The sequence below is a fragment of the Polaromonas sp. P1_F6 genome (assembly GCF_056405695.1).
Window position 1 is genome coordinate 71,396 of sequence record NZ_JBFUBQ010000007.1, and the last position, 17,360, is coordinate 88,755.

Below are 17,360 nucleotides of genomic sequence, written 5' to 3' on the forward strand. Positions count from 1 at the left end.
GCCGTGTTCAGTAATTTCTCACAAGCCCTGCTCGAACTCTTTGTCAGCTCGCTATGGGAAACCATCGTCATGGTGGGCATCTCGGGCGCGGTCGGTGCGCTCATCGGTATTCCACTCGGGGTGTTTTTGCGCCTGACGGACGAGGGCGGCGTGTTGCAGAACGCTGGCGTGAACCGCGTCGTCGGCGGCCTTGTCAATGCGGTGCGTTCCACGCCCTTCATCATTTTGCTGGTGGCCATCATTCCGCTGACGCGTTTCATCACCGGTTCTTCCATCGGCACGGCAGCGGCCGTGGTGCCGCTCACCATCGCGGCCGCGCCGTTCATTGCGCGGCTGGTGGAAACCTCGCTGCGCGAAGTCGACCACGGGCTGATCGAAGCCGCGCTGGCCATGGGTGCAACCACACGGCAGATTGTCTTCAAGGTGCTGCTGCCAGAGGCGCTGCCCGGAATCGTCGCGGGCCTGACCATCACCTTCGTGAGCCTCACGGGTTACTCGGCCATGGCCGGCGCCATCGGCGGCGGCGGGCTGGGCGACCTGGGCATACGTTACGGCTACCAGCGCTTCTTGCCGGAGGTGATGCTGGCCGTGGTGCTCGTGCTCATCCTGTTTGTACAGGCGGTGCAAAGCCTGGGCGATTGGGCTGTGCGCAGGTTGAGCCACAGATGACCCCTTCCATCCACGACAGCCATGCGCGGCGATGTTGATTGCTACGGTTTTGATAGCTGCTAACGCACGACCCCATTGGGCTGGAGCCCGATTTACTTCTTAAAAATGGCCCTCAAATTGATCTTCAGGGCAAAAAAAAAAATTCATTCATCTTCAAAAAAAGGAAACACCATGAAAAAACGCACCCTCATCCAGTCCGCCGTCGCACTCGCGCTGGCCGCCTCGTTCACCGGCGCTGTGCTGGCGCAAGACAAGCCGCTGAAGATCGGCGTCACCGCCGGTCCGCACGCGCAGATTTTTGAGCAGGTCAAAAAGATCGCCGAAAAAGACGGCCTGAAGATCCAGATCGTCGAGTTCAGCGACTACATCCAGCCCAACGCCGCGCTGGCCGCCGGCGACCTGGATGGCAACAGCTACCAGCACAAGCCTTTCCTCGACCAGCAGGTCAAGGACCGCGGCTACAAGATCGTCAACGTCGGCTACACCGTCAACTTCCCGATCGGCCTCTATTCAAAAAAGGTCAAAAGCCTGGCCGAGTTGAAGGAGGGTGCCCGTTTCGGTATTCCCAATGACCCGACCAACGGCGGCCGTGTGCTGCTGGTGCTGCAGGACAAGGGCCTGATCAAGCTCAAGCCCGACGCAGGCCTGAAAGCCACGCCGCTCGACGTGATCGAGAACCCGAAGAAACTGAAGTTTGTGGAGCTCGATGCCGCACAGCTGCCGCGCTCGCTGGACGACCTGGACGCCTCGGCCGTCAACACCAACTACGCGCTCTCCGCCGGGCTGAACCCGAAGGACGCGATTGCCCAGGAAGCCGCCAAGTCACCGTATGTGAATCTGTTGGCCGTGCGTGAGCAGGACAAAGACAAGCCGTGGGTAGCCAAGCTGGTCAAGGCCTACCACTCGGAAGAAATCCGCAAGTACGTACAGGCCGAGTTCAAGGGCGCTGTGCTGCCCGGGTTCTGAGCGTAGCCAGGCGGAGCGCAAGGCATGAGCCGGTTGCTGACCCTTCCCAATGCCGGCGCCTTGTCGATTCGCGCCAAGGCGCTGGTGTTCGAAGACCCCGGCTCGCTGGCCTTGCTGGAGCGCGTCGACCAGGTCGCGCCGACCGAAGCCACGGTCTTGATCATTGGTGAAACCGGCACCGGCAAGGAATTGCTGGCGCGCCGGATCCACCAAGGCAGCGGGCGCAGCGGGCCTTTTGTGGCCGTGAATTGCGGCGCTTTCAGCGAGTCGCTGATCGATGCCGAACTGTTTGGCCATGAAACCGGCGCTTTCACCGGCGCTGCGCACGCCCGCGCCGGCTGGTTTGAGGCGGCCGACGGCGGCACGCTGTTCCTTGACGAAATTGGTGACCTGTCGCTGAGCCTGCAAGTCAAGCTGCTGCGCGTGCTGCAGGAGCGCCAGGTGGTGCGCATCGGTTCGCGCAAGCCGATTGCGCTGGACGTGCGCCTGATTGCCGCAACCAACGTCGACCTGCGCGACGCGGTGAACGCCAGCCACTTTCGCGCCGACCTTTACTACCGCCTGAGTGTGGCCACGCTGGAGCTGCGCCCGCTGTTTGAGCGGCCCGGCGACATCCTGCCGTTGGCGCGACATTTCCTGGCGAGCTACGCCGCGCGCCTGGGCATCAGGGATGCCAGCATTTCGCCCGAGGCAGAGCAGGCCCTGCTGGCCCATGACTGGCCCGGCAATATCCGCGAGCTGGAAAACGTCATCCACTACGCGCTCATCGTCGCGCCGGCCGCAACGCTGCATGTCGCGGACCTGCAGGGCATCCACCGCTCTGCGCGCCTGGCGTCCCGCGCGGCTCCGGCCGCATTGCCGGCACCCGCTTCCGTAGCAGAGGTTTCAACAGAAGCGACGCAGGGCGCTGCACCCGACAGTTTGCGCGAGGTGCTGCTGCAACGCATGAACCAGGCCGAACCTGAACTGTTTGAAACTGTCGAGGCCACGCTGGTGAGGACGGCCTTCGACTTCTGCCATGGCAACCAGGTGCAGACGGCCAACTTGCTGGGCCTTTCGCGCAACGTGCTGCGAACCTTGCTCAAGCGCCATGGTTTGCTCGACCGACCTGCGCAGGCTGATGACGTGGCAGAAGATCAAACCGCTTCGTTGTCACAGTAACTGCAGGTGGGTGCTGTATTCACAGCAGCCGTTGAACACTTTCCCTCACCCACTCCTGCCCGGCTGCTTCGATTGCAGCAAGAGATTGAAAAAAAGCCGTACGGTGCCCGGTTTTCACTGGCACAAGTCATGCGTAGAAGCTTGTCAGCAGCGTCATTTCTGCCGCCCGTTTTATCAACGATACAAGGAGCTTCTTCATGACAACATTGCCCGTGGATATTCACCCGGTCGCCGGCCGCATTGGCGCCGAGGTGCGCGGCCTGCGCCTGTCTGCCGACCTGCCAGGCGCCACCATCACCGCGCTGAACCAGGCGCTGCTCAAGCACAAGGTGCTGTTCTTTCGCGGCCAGCAGCATCTGGACGACGCATCACAGGAGGCGTTTGCCAAGCGCCTGGGCGAGCCGGTGCCGCACCCCACGGTGCCGGTGCGCCAGGGCACGGGTTTCATCCTTGAGCTGGACTCGGAACACGGCGGGCGTGCCAACTCCTGGCACACCGACGTGACCTTCGCCGTGGCCCCGCCCAAGATATCGGTGCTGCGCGGCGTGGTGATCCCGCCCGCCGGCGGCGACACGGTGTGGGCCAACACGGCGCTGGCTTACCAGGGCCTGCCGCCCGCGCTGCGCGAGCTGGCCGAAAAGCTCTGGGTGATTCATGGCAACGATTACGACTACGCCGCCTCACGCAGCGAAGACGAAGTGTCGAGCGAAGGCCTGCGGCATTACCGCGAGGTTTTCACCCGCACATTGCATGAAGCCGAGCACCCGGTGGTGCGCGTGCACCCCGAAACGCGCGAGCGCACGCTGGTGCTCGGCCACTTCGCCAAAAAGCTGGTGGGTTATTCCAGCACCGATTCGCAGCACCTGCTGTCGGTGCTGCAAAGCCATGTGACCCGCCTTGAAAACACCGTGCGCTGGCGCTGGATCCAGGGCGATGTGGTGATCTGGGACAACCGCGCCACCCAGCACTACGCCATCAACGACTACGGCGACCAGAAGCGCATCGTGCGCCGCGTCACGCTGGCCGGCGACGTGCCGATCAGCGTGGACGGCCGCCGCTCACGCGTGCACGGCGGCCAGGCGCAACCACCGAGGGTTGCCCAACCGGTGGTGCCCTCCGAGGCCGTGGCTGCTTGATTGAGCTCTTGTGTGGCGGGGCCGTGCTGCCAGTGCGGCCGGTCATTTTTGCCGGCTTCGCGCCGGCTTTTTTTGCTTGCAGGCAAAAAATGGCCGTTTTGATGCCTTTTTTAGCAATCAAAACGGCCGCTAGACCAATGAGAATGTGCGCCATAAGCTATCAAATAGATAGCATTGGTGGCGATGGGTTGAGGCTCAGGCCCTTTGCAGCAGGTGGTAGCTGTGGTCGTCCGAGGCGGTTGACTTGCGGCCACCGCCCCAGCCCACGGCTTTGCGGTAGCTGCCGAGCAGCGCGCCACGGCGCAAAGTTTCTTCGTTCACCTGCACGGATTCATCGGCGCTGGGCGCGACGAACAGCGCGTCTTCGGGGCAGTACAGCTCGCACATGAAGCAGGTCTGGCAGTCTGCCTGGCGCGCGATGACCGGCGGGCCACCGGGCACGGCGTCGAATACGTTGGTGGGGCAGGCCGTCACGCAGATGTTGCAGCCGGTGCATTGCGAAGCGCTGATGAGCTCGATCATGCGACAGCTTCCTTGCTGACCCGGATTTCGTCGAGCCCGTTGCTGATGAGGCGGTGCCGTTGCGTGAGGTCGGGCGCGGCGTGCTCCTGGCGCCGGTGCATGCCCCGCGTTTCGTTGCGGGCGAGGGCGCTGCGGTACATCCAGCGCGAATGGGCCAGCAGCGCGGCGGCTTCGCGTGTGCGAACCGCCTGTTGCCTGTCGGCCGGTGCGGCCTCGCGCAGGCGAATCCACAACGCATCAAGCCGCGACAGTGAGTCTTCGAGCACATCACCAGCGCGGAACCAGTTGCGCTCATATGGAAACACTTCGGCCTGCACGGCCCGGATCAGGACTTCGCTGTCGGTGTGTTCGCTGCCCGTGCCCTGCAGGCCCACGCCGCCGGCGCGCAGCACCGCGCGTGCGGCGCTGTGCCCGTTGGAGCGTGCGAAGCCCGCTGCGCCCGCACCGGCCCAGAACCCGGACGACAGGGCCCAGGCCGCGTTGTGGCTGCCGCCGCCGGTAAAGGCGCCGCAGATCAGCTCACGCGTGGCAGCATCACCGGCGGCATACAGGCCGGGCACTGAAGTCGCGCAGTCGCGGCCCGTAATGCGCAGGCCGCCGGTTCCGCGCACCGTGCCCTCCAGCCGCAAGGTCACGGGAAAGCGCTGGGTGAAAGGGTCTATGCCTGCGCGGTCGAAGGGCAAAAAGAAGTTGGGCTGGGCGGTGCGCATCCAGGCTTTCACCTGGTCATCGGCTTTATCCAAACGGCCGAACACGCGCTGGGTCTGCAAGGTTTTGGCAATCAGGCTGCGGCCGAAAGCCGAGCCGGCGCCTTCAATCACGCTGCCGTCTTCGTAGTAGAAGGTGGCCCATTGGTAGAACAGCGACTTGGTGACGGAGGCAAAGGCCGCGCCCAGTCCGTAGGCGTTGGAAAACTCCATGCCTGAAAAATCGGCGCCCACCTCGGCGGCCATCAGGTGGCCGTCGCCGGTCAGCACATTGCAGCCCAGTGCGCGGCTCAGGAAGGCGCAGCCGCCGGTGGCAATCACCACAGCGCCGGCGCGCACCACCCAGGGCTCGAGCGTCTGGCGCTGCTGGCCGGTGGCGCCGCAGACCGTGCCTTCGTCGTCGACCAGCAGCTCCAGCGCCGGGCTGTGGTCGAGGATGCGCACGCCTGCCTCCTTGGCACGCTTGCGCATCAGGCGCATGTACTCGGGGCCTTGCAGCGAGGTGCGGCGCTGCTCGCCGTCTTCGCCAATCGGGAAGGGGTAGCCCCATTCGGCCAGCTGCTGCATGTTGGCGTAGGTCTGCTCAAGCACGCGGTCCATCCACGCGTGTTCGGCCAGTTGCCCGCCCTTGTTGTAGCGGCTGGCTTTGGCGTCTTCGCGCTGCGTGCCTTGCGGTTCCACGTACCAGACGCCTGTGCCCGAAGGCGCCGTGGCGCCCGAGGTGCCGCAGTAGCCCTTGTCGGCCAGCACCACCTTGGCGCCCTGTGCCGCGGCGCTGATGGCGGCCCAGGTTCCGGCGGGGCCGCCGCCTATGACCAGCACGTCGGCATCGTGTTGCCGGGCGCCGGCCGCGTTCGCGAGGGCGGTGAAGTTGAAGTCGCGGCTTCCCATCACGCCACCTTCTGGGCCTTGACGGCGAACTGGTTGACGGGCCGGTCCAGGCCGAGGTTTTCGCGCAGCGTGCTGCCTTCGTATTCGGTGCGGAAAATACCGCGGCGCTGCAGCTCTGGGATCACCAGGTCCACAAAATCGTTGAGTGACTCAGGCAGCACCGGCGGCATCACGTTGAAGCCGTCGGCGGCGCCGTTTTCAAACCACTCCTGGATCCTGTCGGCGATGGTCTCTGGTGTGCCCACTACCACCCAGTGGCCGCGTGCACCCGCCAGGTATTCATACAGCTGGCGCACGGTGAGCTTGTCGCGCCGCGCCAGCTCCAGCACCACGTGAGCGCGGCTGTTCTGGCCCTTGGGCGGTTCGGGAATGTAGGGCGGCGGGGCGTCCAGGTCCCACTTCGTGAGGTCTTCGCCGGGCCAGAATTGAGCAATGGTGTTCAACCCCACTGAAGGGTGAATGAGCTTTTGCAGCTCGGCCCACTTGGCTTCAGCTTCGGCCTGCGTGCGGCCGATCACGGGCGAGATGCCAGGCAGGATCAGCAACTGCTCAGGCCGACGGCCGTACTTGGCCAGGCGGCCTTTCACGTCGCGGTAGAAGGCCTGCGCTTCCGCCAGGCTGGTCCAGGCCGTGAAGATGGCTTCGGCGGTGGCCGCCGCGAGTTCGCGCCCAGGTTCGGAAGAACCGGCCTGCACGATGACGGGGTAGCCTTGCGGCGGCCGCTCGAGGTTCAGCGGACCCTGCACCTTGAAGTATTTGCCGTGGTGGTTGATCTCGTGCAGCTTTGCCGGGTCAAAGTAGCTGCCTGTTTCGGGGTTGCGGATGAAGGCGTCGTCTTCGAAGCTGTCCCACAGGCCCTTCACCACGTCGATGAACTCATGGGCCTGCTCATAACGCACCTCGGGGTCGGGGTGTTTGTCGAGCCCGAAATTGCCGTAGACGTTGTCGGCGCCCGTGGTCACCACGTTCCAGGCCGCGCGGCCCTTGCTGATGTGGTCCAGCGAGGCGAACTTGCGCGCCAGCAGGAAGGGGTCTTCATAAGTGGTGGAAGCCGTCGCTACGAAGCCGATGTGTTTTGTCACAGCCGATAAGGCCGCCCACAGCGTGACCGGTTCGAAGTAGGACACGCGGCCCTGCCGGCTAAAGGCTTCGTCGGTACCGTGGAATGCGACGCCCGGGCTGTCGGCCACAAACACCTGGTCGAACAGGCCGCGCTCGGCGGTTTTGGCGACCTCGATGTAGTGGTCGATGTTGACGCCTGAATCAACCTGCGAGCCAGGATGCCGCCAGGCCGCGATGTGGTGGCCCGTGGCCATGATGAATGCGCCCAGGCGAAGTTTGCGTTGAGTCATGAGGGATGTCTTTCTGTGGGTAAAGGAGTCAGCTGTGGGTGGAAGCAGGCTTCCACGCCGTGAAGTGACGCTCCAGCGCCTGCAGCGCGAAGTTCAGCGTGACCCCGATGGCGGTGATGGCGATGATCCCGAAGTACATGTCGGCAATCAGGAAACTGAACTGGGCGTAGATGATCAGGTAGCCCAGCCCGGCCTTGGCACCCACCATCTCGGCGGCAATCAGCACCAGCATGGCCGAAGCCGCAGCCAGGCGGATGCCCACGAACATGGTGGGCACGGAAGCCGGCAGGATGACCTTCAGGAACAGCTGGCGCGGTGTCACGCCCATGGTGCGGGCCGACTTCACGAGCAGCGGATCCACCTGCCGCACGGCCGAGATGGTGTTGAGCAAGAGGGGCCAGGCGCACGAATACACCACGATGGAGACCTTGGACACCTCGCCAATGCCCAGCAGCAGCAGGAAGACCGGCAGCAATGCCAGCGGCGCGGTATTGCGCAACAGCTCAATCAGCGGATTGAGCGTGTTGCCCAGGCGCCGGTACCAGCCGATGGCCAGCCCCAGCGGAATCGCGAACACGACGGCCAGCAGCAAGCCGCCGAGCGAACGGGCCAGGCTGATGGAGGTGTGCTCCCACAGCTGGCCGTTCAGTGCCAATGCCCAGCCGGCGGCAAGCACCTCGCTGAGCGGCGGCAGGAAGGTCGGGTCGGTGAGGCCCAGGCGCGGCGCCAATTCCCACAGCAGGGCCAGCGCCACGATCAGGCCGGAGCGCCAGGTGGCGTTGGCAACTTGTGCCTGCAGGCGTTTCCAGAGCGGCGGCGTGTGAAGGGTAAGCGGTGCGGCGCCCGCGTTCAGGGCAATATCAGACATGGGCGATTTCCTTGAGGATGGGTTGTGAGGAAATACGGGCGCGGCGCTCGCGGCGGGCGGATGCCACCTCGTCATGCAGCTGCGACCAGATTTCGTGGCGCAGCTCGCCGAACAGCGGCAGCGAGCGCACGTCGTCGGTGCCGCTGCGCAAGGACTCGGGGATGTCCACGATCTGCTTGATGCGGCCCGGCCGGGTGGTCATGATGGCCACGCGCTGGCCCAGCACCACGGCCTCGTCGATGCCATGCGTGATGAACACAATCGTCTTGCCGGTGCGCTGCCAGATTTCGACCAGCTCTTCCTGCAGCGTCTCGCGTGTCTGCGCATCGAGCGCGGCAAAGGGCTCGTCCATCAGCAGCACCTGCGGCTCGTAAGCCAGGCTGCGCGCAATGGCCACGCGCTGCTTCATGCCGCCCGAAAGCTCATGCGGAAAACGGTTGGAAAAATCGGTCAGGCCCACCAGCTCTAGGTAGTGCGCGGCCTTCTCGCGCCGGGCGCGTTTGCCCACGCCCGCCACCTCCAGGCCAAAGGCCACGTTGTCCAGTGCGCTGAGCCAGGGGAAGAGGGCGTACTGCTGGAACACCACGCCCCGGTCGCGTGCCGGGCCGGTAATGGGTTGACCGTCAATCAGCACGCGGCCGCTGGTGGGCAGCGCCAGGCCGGCCAGCAGGTCAAGCAGGGTGGACTTGCCGCAGCCGCTGGGCCCGACCAGCACCAGGAACTCGCCCGGGCGAACGTCCAGTGTCACGTCGTGCACGGCAACAAATCGTTTGGCCGCGCCACCGTCGTCCGCGCGAACGGTGAACTCCTTGCTGACGTTTTCAAAGCGGATTTTTGCGGCGCTCATTTGGCGGCCGCCAGCTTGTCGCCGCTGTTGGAGGTATTGGAATAAGGGTTGAAGGCGTTGGTGTAGAGGTCAGTGGGCTTGACCTGGCCGGGTTTGAGCAGGCCGTCCTTGACCAGCCAGTCGATCCAGATCTGCAGCTCCTTGTCCTTGATCACGCCACCCGTGCCCGCCACGCCGGTGCTCTTCCAGTACTGGATGGTGTCTGCGCTTTCGGCGCGCTTGCGGCCGTCAATGATTTTGACGAAACGTGCCCGGACCTCGGCAGGCGGTGTGTTGCGCGCCCATTCGATCGAACGCGCCAGGGCCGACACCAGGTGGCGGCTGGTGTTGGGATTCTGTTCGATGAACTTGTTGTGCAGAACGATGGAGCCTGCCGTGAAGTTGCCGTACAGGTCCCGGTCTGTGAACAGCGGGCGTATGCCGCCGCGCTCCCGCGCCTTGTCGCGCAGCACACCGCCCAGGGTGGTGACTTCGACCTGGCCCTGGCGCAGTACCTGTTCACCGGTGACCGGCGGCGTTACGACCAGCGTCACCTGTTTGGCTTCCGCTTCGCTGAGCTTGGCACGTTCCAGGTATTCGCGGACCATGAACTCGTGGTGTGCGCCCAGCGTGTTCACCGCAACTTTTTTGCCGATCAGGTCGCGTGCGGATTTGATCGGGCTGTCTTCCTTGACGTAGTAGCCGCTCCAGGTGTTCTCGTCCACCCCGTAGTAGCCCAGCACCGCCTTGATCGGCGCTTTCTTGGCCAGCAACTTCACGACCGCGCCGTTGAAGGCGCCACCCAGGTCGACATCGCCGGTGACCACGCTCTGGATGTCTTGCGGGCCGCTGATGGTGTTGCCCACCCATTTGGCCTTGAGCGGCGCAAGGTAGCCCAGGTCTTCGGCCAACTCGATCCAGGTGACCTGGCCGGCCCAGCCCTGGTAGCGGATTTCGGTTCGTTCAGGTGGGGGGGCGGCATGGCCTTGAGTGGACAGGAGGCCAAACGACAAAGCTGTGAGACCGAGGAAGCGAGTGATATTCATGGCGTGAGGAGTGAGTGGTTGACAGGCTCAACATCGCAGCATCCATGCCAGTGATTTCGGGCTGATTCAAGGGTGATTTCGGGGTTTTCAGGGCGTCCGGGTTGCTTTGTTGCTGCATCCCGGGCAGTCGGCTGTTGGGGTGCTGTCTGGTTTTGCGCAGAGGCGGCCTGGCGTGTTGACGGGAAGCGGGCAGCGCTGCGGAACCTTGGGGTATTTCTGTCCTGAAGTCCTACAGCGCGCGGCGGTGAATTGATTTAAAACCGGGAATGCCTTTTGCGAATTCGTGCATTCGCTGATCAAACCCTTTCATCCTCACCTTCCTGGAGAACCCCATGGCCCAATACAACATCGCCGTCGTCGTCGGCAGCATCCGCAAGGACTCGTTCAACAAAAAACTCGCAGGCGCGCTTGAAAAGCTGTTTCCCGCGGACTTCAGCTTCACGCATGTGCGCATTGACGACCTGCCGCCCTACAACCAGGACGACGACGGGAATCCGTCGGCAGAGGTGAAGCGGCTCAAGGGCGAGATCAAGGCGGCGCAGGGCCTGCTGTTTGTCACGCCTGAATACAACCGCTCGATTYCCGGTGTGCTGAAAAATGCCATTGACCATGCCTCACGGCCTTATGGCCAGAGTGCATGGGACGGCAAGCCTGCCGGCGTGATTGGAGCATCGGTTGGCGCCATTGGCACCGCGCTTGCCCAGCAGCACCTGCGCAATATCCTGGCCTACCTGAATGTGCCTACGCTGGGGCAGCCTGAGGCTTTTGTCCACAACAAGGAAGGTTTGTACGACGCTGATGGCAGCATCAGTGAAGGCAGCCGCAAGTTTTTGCAGGGGTGGGTGGATGCTTATGTGGGGTGGGTTAAGAAGCACGCCTGAGCTTGCGTTTCCCGTTGCTGCTCTTGTTCGGCGGCTACGCTTTTTGCTGAGAGTGGTTGGCCGGGGGTTGCCCGGCATGCAACTCACTTTCTTTTGCTTCGCCAAAAGAAAGTAAGCAAAGAAAAGGCGACCCTGCTGTCTGCGTCCCTTCGCTTCGCTACGGGCAGCCTGCGGTGCTCGGTCCAGCCGGGGTCAAAAACAACTCGCCTTCGGCTCAAACAAGTTTTTGCCCTGATCCGTCTGGCCCTGCGCTCCTCGGCGCATACAGAAGGGGTGGGGTCGAGGAATACCTGAAACCGGGATACCTAAAACCGAAACCCGAATAGCGGACGCAGGCTTCTGCTTAAAACGGGGCGTCGCCTTCGATGGTGGTGCGGTAGAGCTTGCGGCGCAGGTGGTCGGGGGTGCCTGCTGCCAGGTGGGTGACTGAGCGGTTGTCCCAGAACACCATGTCGTGCGGCTGCCATTGGTGGCGGTAGATGAGTTCGGGGCGTGAGGTGTGTTCGAACAGTTCGCTGAGCAGCGCTTTGCTTTCGTCCTCTGGTATGCCCAGGATGCGGGTGGTGAAATGCTCGCTGACAAAAAGCGCCTTGCGGCCGTTTTCAGGGTGGGTGCGTACCACCGGGTGGACCACCGGCTTGACCTCTTCAACCTGCTCTTGTGTGAGCTTGGGTCGCCACGGGTTGCGGCTGCGCAGCTCTTCGTATTTGGCGAGGTAGGTGTGTTCGGCGCGCAGGCCCTGCACAGCTGTCTTCAGCGCGTCGGGCAGGGTGTCCCAGGCGGTGTGCTGGTTGGCGAAGAGGGTGTCGCCGCCTTCGGAGGGCAACTCCTGGGCATGCAGCAATGAGCCCAGGCTGGGTTTGTCCTTGTATGACAGGTCAGAGTGCCAGAAATGGCCGGCGTCGCCCAGGCCGATGGGTTCGCCGTTTTCCTTGATGTTGGAGACGATCAGGATTTCAGGGTGGTTTTGCAACTGGAAGTTTTTCAACACATGAATTTGCAGCGGCCCAAAGCGGCGGCTGAAATCAACATGTTGCTGCGGCGTGATGCGCTGGTCGCGAAAGACCAGCACGTGGTGGTCCAGGTGTGCGCGGTGGATGCGGCAGAAGTCAGCTGTGGTGAGCGGTGTGGACAAATCCATGCCCAGCACCTCGGCGCCCAGCGGGGCKTCAAAAGGCCGGATCTCGATGGAGGATTGGGTATGCGTTGCTGCCGATGCATCGGCACGGTCGTTCGGAGTCAAAGTCGCTGTCATCTTCATCTTTCTCATCTGCGTCCTGGGGCGCCGGTCAGCCTATAAATGTAGGAGTGCCGCCGTGCAAAGCGAACTACCTATTCGTCGTTTGTTAATTACTTTTAAGTCTGTTCGGCTTCGCCACACGAGGGCGCCAACCATCTTATCTATCGGATCCACTCACTCGCAACGCTTTCACCACCAGCGAGAAGGCCGGTGAAGGCTGGCGTCTGCTGGGATAGTACAGGTGGTAGCCGGAAAATTTTGGGCACCAGTCCTGCAGAACGCGCACCAGCCGCCCGGCTTCAATGTGCGCCGTCAGTTCGTCTTCCGGCAGCAATGCGATGCCCAACCCCGCCAGTGCCGCGTCGACCTGCGGCGTTGTCGTGTTAAAGATCAGCGGGCCATCCACCCGGACATTGACCTGCCGACCGCGGCGCTCAAAGTCCCAGACGTACAACCCGCCGGAAGTAGGCATGCGCTGGTTGATGCACTGGTGTGCGGTGAGGTCGTGCGGTGTTTTGGGGATGGAATGGACCGCAAAATAACCGGGTGAAGCCGCTACTGCCATGCGCAGCGGCGGGCCGATGGGCAAGGCGATCATGTCTTTGTCGATTGTGTTTCCCAAGCGTACGCCGGCATCAAAACGGTCGGCCACGATGTCGCGAAAACCATAGTTCACGTCGAACTCCAGCTTGATGTCCGGATACTCGCGAAGCAGTGGCGCGAGCTTGGGCAGCAGGGTGCTTTGCAGCACGTGGTCGCCACACGTGATGCGCACGGTGCCTGCAGGTTTGTCGCGCAGGTCGGTCAATGCGTCGAGTTCAGACTCGATTTCGTCAAAGCGGTGGCCGATCGCCTTCATCAGCCGCTCGCCTGCAGATGTCGTCGCGACGCTGCGTGTGGTGCGTGTGAGCAGCCGGATCTTCAAGCCTTCTTCCAGCCCCCGGATGGCCTGGCTCAGCGCTGACGGGGTCACACCCAGCGTGGCGGCGGCCCGGGTGAAGCTGCCTTGGCGCGCCACGGTGACGAAGGCCAAGAGGTCGTTGAGATTGCGTCGAGGCATTGCGGGTCTCTGTTTCGTGGGCTACTGATTAGCCATACTAACAAATTCATTAAGAATTCATTACCTAGTCAATGTTAAAGGTACTTGGCAAACTTCAGGAACTGCGAACGGAACACGGACCACGTCGAACAAGGGCAACCGTCACGCGTAGTGCCTTCTGACCCAACCAAAGAGGAACATCGACCATGAAAACACCATCAGAGAACGACGGCCGCGCAGCGGTCGAACTGTCCAGCGACGCCTCTGGTCGCCGTGAGTTTTTGAGAATGACTGGAACAGGCGTGGCTGCGGCCGGCATGCTTTCGACCGTTGGAGGCGCTGCCTTTGCGGCGGATACGCCGGCCATACCAGGCAGGCCCGGTGGTGCCGATAACTTTTACAAGAGCGACAAGGTGACCATGCAGAAGGTGACTTTCAGGAATCAGTACCGGATGAACGTCGCGGCGAATCTTTTCATTCCCAAAACGCTTGACCGGAAAAAACGCAACCCGGCCATCGTTGTGGGCCACCCCATGGGTGCGGTGAAGGAGCAAAGCGCGAACCTGTACGCCACCAAGATGGCGGAGCAGGGCTTTGTGGCCATGTCCCTGGATCTCGCTTTCTGGGGCGGCAGCGACGGCCAGCCGCGCAATGCCGTTGCGCCGGACCTGTACGCCGAGAACTTCAGCGCTGCAGTGGATTACCTCGGTAGCCAGGCGTTTGTCGACAGGCAGCAGATCGGCGCCATCGGGATTTGCGGCAGTGGCAGTTTTGTCATCAGTGCGGCGAAGATTGACCCGCGCATGAAAGCCATCGCCACAGTGAGCATGTACGACATGGGCGCGGCCAACCGCGACGCCCTCAATCATTCGCAGACGCTCGAGCAGCGCAAGCAGATCATTGCCGCCGCCGCCGAGCAGCGCGATGTGGAATTCAAAGGCGGTGCGATCCAGTACACCAGTGGCACCGTGCATCAACTGACGGCGGACACGCACCCCATCCAGCGCGAGTTTTACGACTTCTACCGCACACCGCGAGGCGAATACACGCCCACGGGCGGATCGCCGCGAACCACCACGCACCCGACCCTGGCCAGCAACGTCAAGTTCATGAACTTTTACCCGTTCAATGACATCGAGACGATCTCGCCTCGCCCCATGTTGTTCATCACGGGCGACCAGGCGCACTCGAAAGAATTCAGCGAAGACGCCTACAAGCGGGCCGCTGAACCGAAGGAGTTGTTTATTGTTCCGGGCGCCGGCCACGTGGATCTGTATGACCGGGTGACGATGATTCCGTGGGGCAAGCTGACTGCGTTCTTCGGCAAGCACCTGGTGCAGACCGGCGCCTGATGGCGGTTCGGGCGATCATCAATGTGGTGAGCGGCGTCTGCGTCGAACGCGAGACCGCCTTTCACTTCGCCGCGCGCAGACGGAGGTTTTGCGCCTCGCTGATGCTTCCACTGCTTTGCGCGAGTAGTCTCGCTGCTGCGGGCGGCGACACTCGGGCAGTTTCCCAACAACCATCTGACCCGACGCCCCGCAGGAAGGCACCCGTGATGAAAATTCAGATGAGCGTGGATGGCATCGTCATTGCGACGGCAACACTTGACAGCAATGACAGCGCCAGAGATTTTGCGGCACTGCTTCCGCTGAACCTGGTCCTGAAAGACTACGCGGCCACGGAAAAAGTCGCTGATTTGCCGCGTGCGCTGTCAACGAAGGGTGCGCCGGTGGGGCACAAGCCCTCCACCGGCGATATCGGTTATTACGCTCCGTGGGGCAATCTGGCGATTTATCACAAGGACTTCGCTTTTTCAGACGGCCTGGTTCGGCTCGGGCGGCTTGATTCAGGGCTGGACGCCATGCGGCGCCCCGGCCCCGTGGCGGTGAGGGTTGAACACGCTCCTCCATGACGCTGCACGGCGCAACGTGTCGGGCCGTGTGCATCAGGCCGATGATGTTGGCGAAAACGAAAAAGCCCGCAGTTGCGGGCTTTTTTCCGTACGGCGTTCCGGCATGGGTGCCGGACGCCTGTGGCTCAGGCCGCCAGCGCGGCTTTTTCCTGGTTGGCAGGCTTTTGCGTGTGGGTCACGATTTCAATCTGCGCAGCTTCCAGTGCGGCAGCCTTGGCGGCTTCGCCCATGGCAAGGCCTTCAGCGCGCACAAAACGCACGTCGGTGATGCCGAAGAAGCCGAACACCACTTTCAGGTAGCTCTCCTGGTGTTCCAGGGCTGTCATCGCGTCGCTGGTTGAATAGACGCCGCCGCGGGCGGACGCCACGATCACCGTCTTGCCGCCGGCCAGGCCCACGGGGCCTTTGTCGGTGTACTTGAAGGTGCGGCCGACTTGCGCAATGCGGTCGATCCAGGCCTTGAGCTGGCTGGGAATTGCGAAGTTGTAGAGCGGTGCGCCCACAACGATCACGTCGGCGGCCAGGAATTGCGTCACCAGGGCTTCAGACACGGCGTTTTCGCGCTTTTGCACGTCGCTCAGGGCGGTGCCGGCAGGCATGCGGAAACCGAGTGATTCGGCGGAGAGGTGGGAAGGTGTGTCGGCTGCCAGGTCGAGGTAGCTGACTTCGGTGCCGGGGTTGGCGGCGCGCCATGAGGCCACGATCTGGGCTGTGAGCTGGCGGGAAACCGAGTTGCCGCCAAGGATGCTGGAGTCGATGTGAAGAAGCTTGGTCATGGTGAATTCCTTGAATTGAAGTGATTGATCGGGTGGGATAAACCGGTTTTCAGGCCGTGTTCACCTTGAACCGCAGCCATGGGATAGATTGTGCGGATGAGTCGAGTGTTTGATAAGTTGGCAATAATGCGACTTATCGTTCTACTGATGAGACAATAAACACCGCAAAATCACGAAATGCCTTCGATCTGGCGCCATCGCACCTGGCGCAAGGCGAGTAAAGGCGACGAAAGGACTTTTCCCATGCAAGACCTCAATGACATGCTGTACTTCGCCGAAGTGGTGGAGCGGGGCGGCTTTGCCGCCGCCGGCCGGGCGCTGGGTTTGCCCAAGTCGCGCCTGTCGCGCCGCGTGGCCGAGCTGGAGGCGCGGCTGGGCGCGCGGCTGCTGCAGCGCACCACCCGCAAGCTTTCACTGACCGAGGTTGGCGAGATTTACCTGCGCCACTGCATCGCCATGCGCGACGAGGCGCTGGCCGCATCGGAAGCCGTGGCGCAAATGCAGGTCGAGCCGCGCGGCACGCTGCGCATCACCTGCCCGGTGACGCTGGCGCAAAGCACGGTGGGCTATCTGGTGCCGCGCTACATGGCGCTTCACCCCCACGTGAAAGTCGACATGCGCGTGACCAACCGGGTGATTGACCTGGTGGAAGAGGGCATCGACATTGCCCTGCGCGTGCGGCCCACGCTGGAAGACAGCGGCAGCCTGATCGTGAAAAACCTGGGTGCCGGCTCCGGGCGCCTGCTGGCCAGCCCGGATTTGCTGAGGCGCCAGGGCACGCCGGAAAAACCGGAAGACCTGCACAAGCTCGACACCGTCGCCATGTCCTGGGTGGACGGCCGGGCGTCGTGGACGCTGTTGGGCCCCGACGGAAAAGAGTTTGTGCTGCAGCACCAGCCGCGTTATGTGGCCGACGACCTGCAAACCCTGAAGCTGGCCGTGCTGGCGGGCACCGGCATGAGTTTTTTGCCCGAGTCCCTGAGCGCGGTAGAGCAGCAGGCGCAGTTGCTGGTGCCTGTGCTGCCCGGCTGGGCGCTTCGTCCCGGTGTGGCGCATGCGGTGTTCACTTCGCGGCGCGGACAGATTCCGGCGGTCCGGAGCTTTCTGGACTTTCTGGGGGAGCGGATGCGGGGTGAAGAGCTGGTTTGATGGCCTGGCCTGGCGGATTAGCCGGCCGCGAGTGCAAGTAAGGCGCTATGAATTTAATAGCTGTTTGCGCTTGTCCCTATTGGGCTGAAGGCGGTTTCGATGCTCAGAAAAGCTGTCAAAACGGCGAAAAAAGGCGGTTTGGGACCTGTGGGCGCAGGTTGAGGCCGGAAATAGCGCCCCGAAAGCTTGTTTTTTTCACGAAAAAAATGGCTGCAA

At 62.7% G+C, this 17,360-nt stretch carries 17 protein-coding genes; 8 read left to right on the plus strand and 9 right to left on the minus strand.

Annotated features, from left to right (window positions below; genetic code table 11):
- Window positions 1-3: 3 nt before the first annotated feature.
- From AC1DY9_RS18650 to AC1DY9_RS18665, 4 genes are all read left to right on the plus strand, one after another.
- Window positions 4-669 carry a methionine ABC transporter permease gene (locus AC1DY9_RS18650; protein WP_457278549.1) on the plus strand — a complete coding sequence of 222 codons (666 nt, stop codon included), beginning with the start codon at window positions 4-6 and terminating at the stop codon, window positions 667-669.
- A 171-nt stretch (window positions 670-840) separates the two neighbouring features.
- The gene (locus AC1DY9_RS18655) at window positions 841-1,635 is read left to right on the plus strand and encodes a MetQ/NlpA family ABC transporter substrate-binding protein (protein ID WP_457278548.1); all 795 of its coding nucleotides are present in this window, start codon (window positions 841-843) and stop codon (window positions 1,633-1,635) included.
- A gap of 24 nt (window positions 1,636-1,659) precedes the next feature.
- Window positions 1,660-2,796: a sigma-54 interaction domain-containing protein gene (locus AC1DY9_RS18660; protein ID WP_477667300.1), complete on the plus strand. Its 1,137-nt coding sequence runs from the start codon at window positions 1,660-1,662 to the stop codon at window positions 2,794-2,796.
- A gap of 197 nt (window positions 2,797-2,993) precedes the next feature.
- Entirely contained in the window at window positions 2,994-3,932 is a 939-nt protein-coding gene (locus AC1DY9_RS18665) for a TauD/TfdA dioxygenase family protein (protein ID WP_477667301.1), read from the plus strand.
- 195 nt (window positions 3,933-4,127) lie between these two features.
- Here AC1DY9_RS18665 and AC1DY9_RS18670 read toward each other — a convergent pair whose 3' ends face one another.
- From AC1DY9_RS18670 to AC1DY9_RS18695, 6 genes are read right to left on the minus strand one after another with little or no spacing between them, the layout of a single operon-like run.
- Window positions 4,128-4,454, minus strand: coding sequence for a 4Fe-4S dicluster domain-containing protein (locus tag AC1DY9_RS18670; RefSeq protein ID WP_477667302.1), 327 nt, complete (start codon window positions 4,452-4,454; stop codon window positions 4,128-4,130).
- Complete coding sequence (locus tag AC1DY9_RS18675) at window positions 4,451-6,052, minus strand: FAD-binding protein (RefSeq protein ID WP_477667303.1); 1,602 nt, start codon at window positions 6,050-6,052, stop codon at window positions 4,451-4,453. Before AC1DY9_RS18675 ends, AC1DY9_RS18670 begins: the two co-directional genes overlap by 4 nt.
- Complete coding sequence (locus AC1DY9_RS18680; RefSeq protein WP_477667304.1) at window positions 6,052-7,404, minus strand: LLM class flavin-dependent oxidoreductase; 1,353 nt, start codon at window positions 7,402-7,404, stop codon at window positions 6,052-6,054. The genes AC1DY9_RS18675 and AC1DY9_RS18680 overlap by 1 nt, the downstream gene beginning before the upstream one ends.
- Window positions 7,405-7,432: 28 nt before the next feature.
- Window positions 7,433-8,272: an ABC transporter permease gene (locus AC1DY9_RS18685; protein ID WP_477667305.1), complete on the minus strand. Its 840-nt coding sequence runs from the start codon at window positions 8,270-8,272 to the stop codon at window positions 7,433-7,435.
- Window positions 8,265-9,119 (minus strand): ABC transporter ATP-binding protein, encoded by an 855-nt coding sequence (locus tag AC1DY9_RS18690; protein ID WP_477667306.1) that lies wholly within the window; start codon window positions 9,117-9,119, stop codon window positions 8,265-8,267. The genes AC1DY9_RS18685 and AC1DY9_RS18690 overlap by 8 nt, the downstream gene beginning before the upstream one ends.
- Window positions 9,116-10,144 carry an ABC transporter substrate-binding protein gene (locus AC1DY9_RS18695; RefSeq protein WP_477667307.1) on the minus strand — a complete coding sequence of 343 codons (1,029 nt, stop codon included), beginning with the start codon at window positions 10,142-10,144 and terminating at the stop codon, window positions 9,116-9,118. The genes AC1DY9_RS18690 and AC1DY9_RS18695 overlap by 4 nt, the downstream gene beginning before the upstream one ends.
- Before the next feature lie 332 nt (window positions 10,145-10,476).
- On the opposite strand from AC1DY9_RS18695, the gene AC1DY9_RS18700 reads away from it, so the two are divergent.
- Window positions 10,477-11,025 carry an NADPH-dependent FMN reductase gene (locus tag AC1DY9_RS18700; RefSeq protein WP_477667308.1) on the plus strand — a complete coding sequence of 183 codons (549 nt, stop codon included), beginning with the start codon at window positions 10,477-10,479 and terminating at the stop codon, window positions 11,023-11,025.
- A 343-nt stretch (window positions 11,026-11,368) separates the two neighbouring features.
- Here the strand turns inward: AC1DY9_RS18700 and AC1DY9_RS18705 are convergent, their stop codons facing one another.
- Window positions 11,369-12,280 carry a TauD/TfdA dioxygenase family protein gene (locus tag AC1DY9_RS18705; protein WP_477667309.1) on the minus strand — a complete coding sequence of 304 codons (912 nt, stop codon included), beginning with the start codon at window positions 12,278-12,280 and terminating at the stop codon, window positions 11,369-11,371.
- A gap of 142 nt (window positions 12,281-12,422) precedes the next feature.
- The gene (locus AC1DY9_RS18710) at window positions 12,423-13,325 is read right to left on the minus strand and encodes a LysR family transcriptional regulator (protein ID WP_457278537.1); all 903 of its coding nucleotides are present in this window, start codon (window positions 13,323-13,325) and stop codon (window positions 12,423-12,425) included.
- A 185-nt stretch (window positions 13,326-13,510) separates the two neighbouring features.
- Between AC1DY9_RS18710 and AC1DY9_RS18715 the strand changes: the two genes are divergently transcribed.
- Entirely contained in the window at window positions 13,511-14,656 is a 1,146-nt protein-coding gene (locus AC1DY9_RS18715) for an alpha/beta hydrolase (RefSeq protein ID WP_457278536.1), read from the plus strand.
- Window positions 14,657-14,862: 206 nt separating this feature from the next.
- The gene (locus AC1DY9_RS18720; RefSeq protein WP_457278535.1) at window positions 14,863-15,219 is read left to right on the plus strand and encodes a cyclophilin-like fold protein; all 357 of its coding nucleotides are present in this window, start codon (window positions 14,863-14,865) and stop codon (window positions 15,217-15,219) included.
- A 125-nt stretch (window positions 15,220-15,344) separates the two neighbouring features.
- On the opposite strand, the gene AC1DY9_RS18725 is transcribed toward AC1DY9_RS18720, so the two are convergent.
- Window positions 15,345-15,995: an FMN-dependent NADH-azoreductase gene (locus tag AC1DY9_RS18725; RefSeq protein WP_457278534.1), complete on the minus strand. Its 651-nt coding sequence runs from the start codon at window positions 15,993-15,995 to the stop codon at window positions 15,345-15,347.
- A 243-nt stretch (window positions 15,996-16,238) separates the two neighbouring features.
- Here AC1DY9_RS18725 and AC1DY9_RS18730 point away from each other — a divergent pair, with 243 nt between their 5' ends.
- Entirely contained in the window at window positions 16,239-17,144 is a 906-nt protein-coding gene (locus AC1DY9_RS18730) for a LysR substrate-binding domain-containing protein (RefSeq protein ID WP_457278533.1), read from the plus strand.
- Window positions 17,145-17,360: the final 216 nt, after the last annotated feature.

What these genes read in the sequence shown, in the direction of transcription:
- AC1DY9_RS18690 (WP_477667306.1), bottom strand. Translation starts at nt 9,119, where the DNA reads ATGAGCGCCGCAAAAATCCGCTTTGAAAACGTCAGCAAGGAGTTCACC.
- AC1DY9_RS18730 (WP_457278533.1), top strand. Translation starts at nt 16,239, where the DNA reads ATGCAAGACCTCAATGACATGCTGTACTTCGCCGAAGTGGTGGAGCGG.
- AC1DY9_RS18695 (WP_477667307.1), bottom strand. Translation starts at nt 10,144, where the DNA reads ATGAATATCACTCGCTTCCTCGGTCTCACAGCTTTGTCGTTTGGCCTC.
- AC1DY9_RS18670 (WP_477667302.1), bottom strand. Translation starts at nt 4,454, where the DNA reads ATGATCGAGCTCATCAGCGCTTCGCAATGCACCGGCTGCAACATCTGC.
- AC1DY9_RS18725 (WP_457278534.1), bottom strand. Translation starts at nt 15,995, where the DNA reads ATGACCAAGCTTCTTCACATCGACTCCAGCATCCTTGGCGGCAACTCG.
- AC1DY9_RS18685 (WP_477667305.1), bottom strand. Translation starts at nt 8,272, where the DNA reads ATGTCTGATATTGCCCTGAACGCGGGCGCCGCACCGCTTACCCTTCAC.
- AC1DY9_RS18655 (WP_457278548.1), top strand. Translation starts at nt 841, where the DNA reads ATGAAAAAACGCACCCTCATCCAGTCCGCCGTCGCACTCGCGCTGGCC.
- AC1DY9_RS18720 (WP_457278535.1), top strand. Translation starts at nt 14,863, where the DNA reads ATGAAAATTCAGATGAGCGTGGATGGCATCGTCATTGCGACGGCAACA.
- AC1DY9_RS18680 (WP_477667304.1), bottom strand. Translation starts at nt 7,404, where the DNA reads ATGACTCAACGCAAACTTCGCCTGGGCGCATTCATCATGGCCACGGGC.
- AC1DY9_RS18675 (WP_477667303.1), bottom strand. Translation starts at nt 6,052, where the DNA reads ATGGGAAGCCGCGACTTCAACTTCACCGCCCTCGCGAACGCGGCCGGC.
- AC1DY9_RS18665 (WP_477667301.1), top strand. Translation starts at nt 2,994, where the DNA reads ATGACAACATTGCCCGTGGATATTCACCCGGTCGCCGGCCGCATTGGC.
- AC1DY9_RS18710 (WP_457278537.1), bottom strand. Translation starts at nt 13,325, where the DNA reads ATGCCTCGACGCAATCTCAACGACCTCTTGGCCTTCGTCACCGTGGCG.
- AC1DY9_RS18715 (WP_457278536.1), top strand. Translation starts at nt 13,511, where the DNA reads ATGAAAACACCATCAGAGAACGACGGCCGCGCAGCGGTCGAACTGTCC.
- AC1DY9_RS18660 (WP_477667300.1), top strand. Translation starts at nt 1,660, where the DNA reads ATGAGCCGGTTGCTGACCCTTCCCAATGCCGGCGCCTTGTCGATTCGC.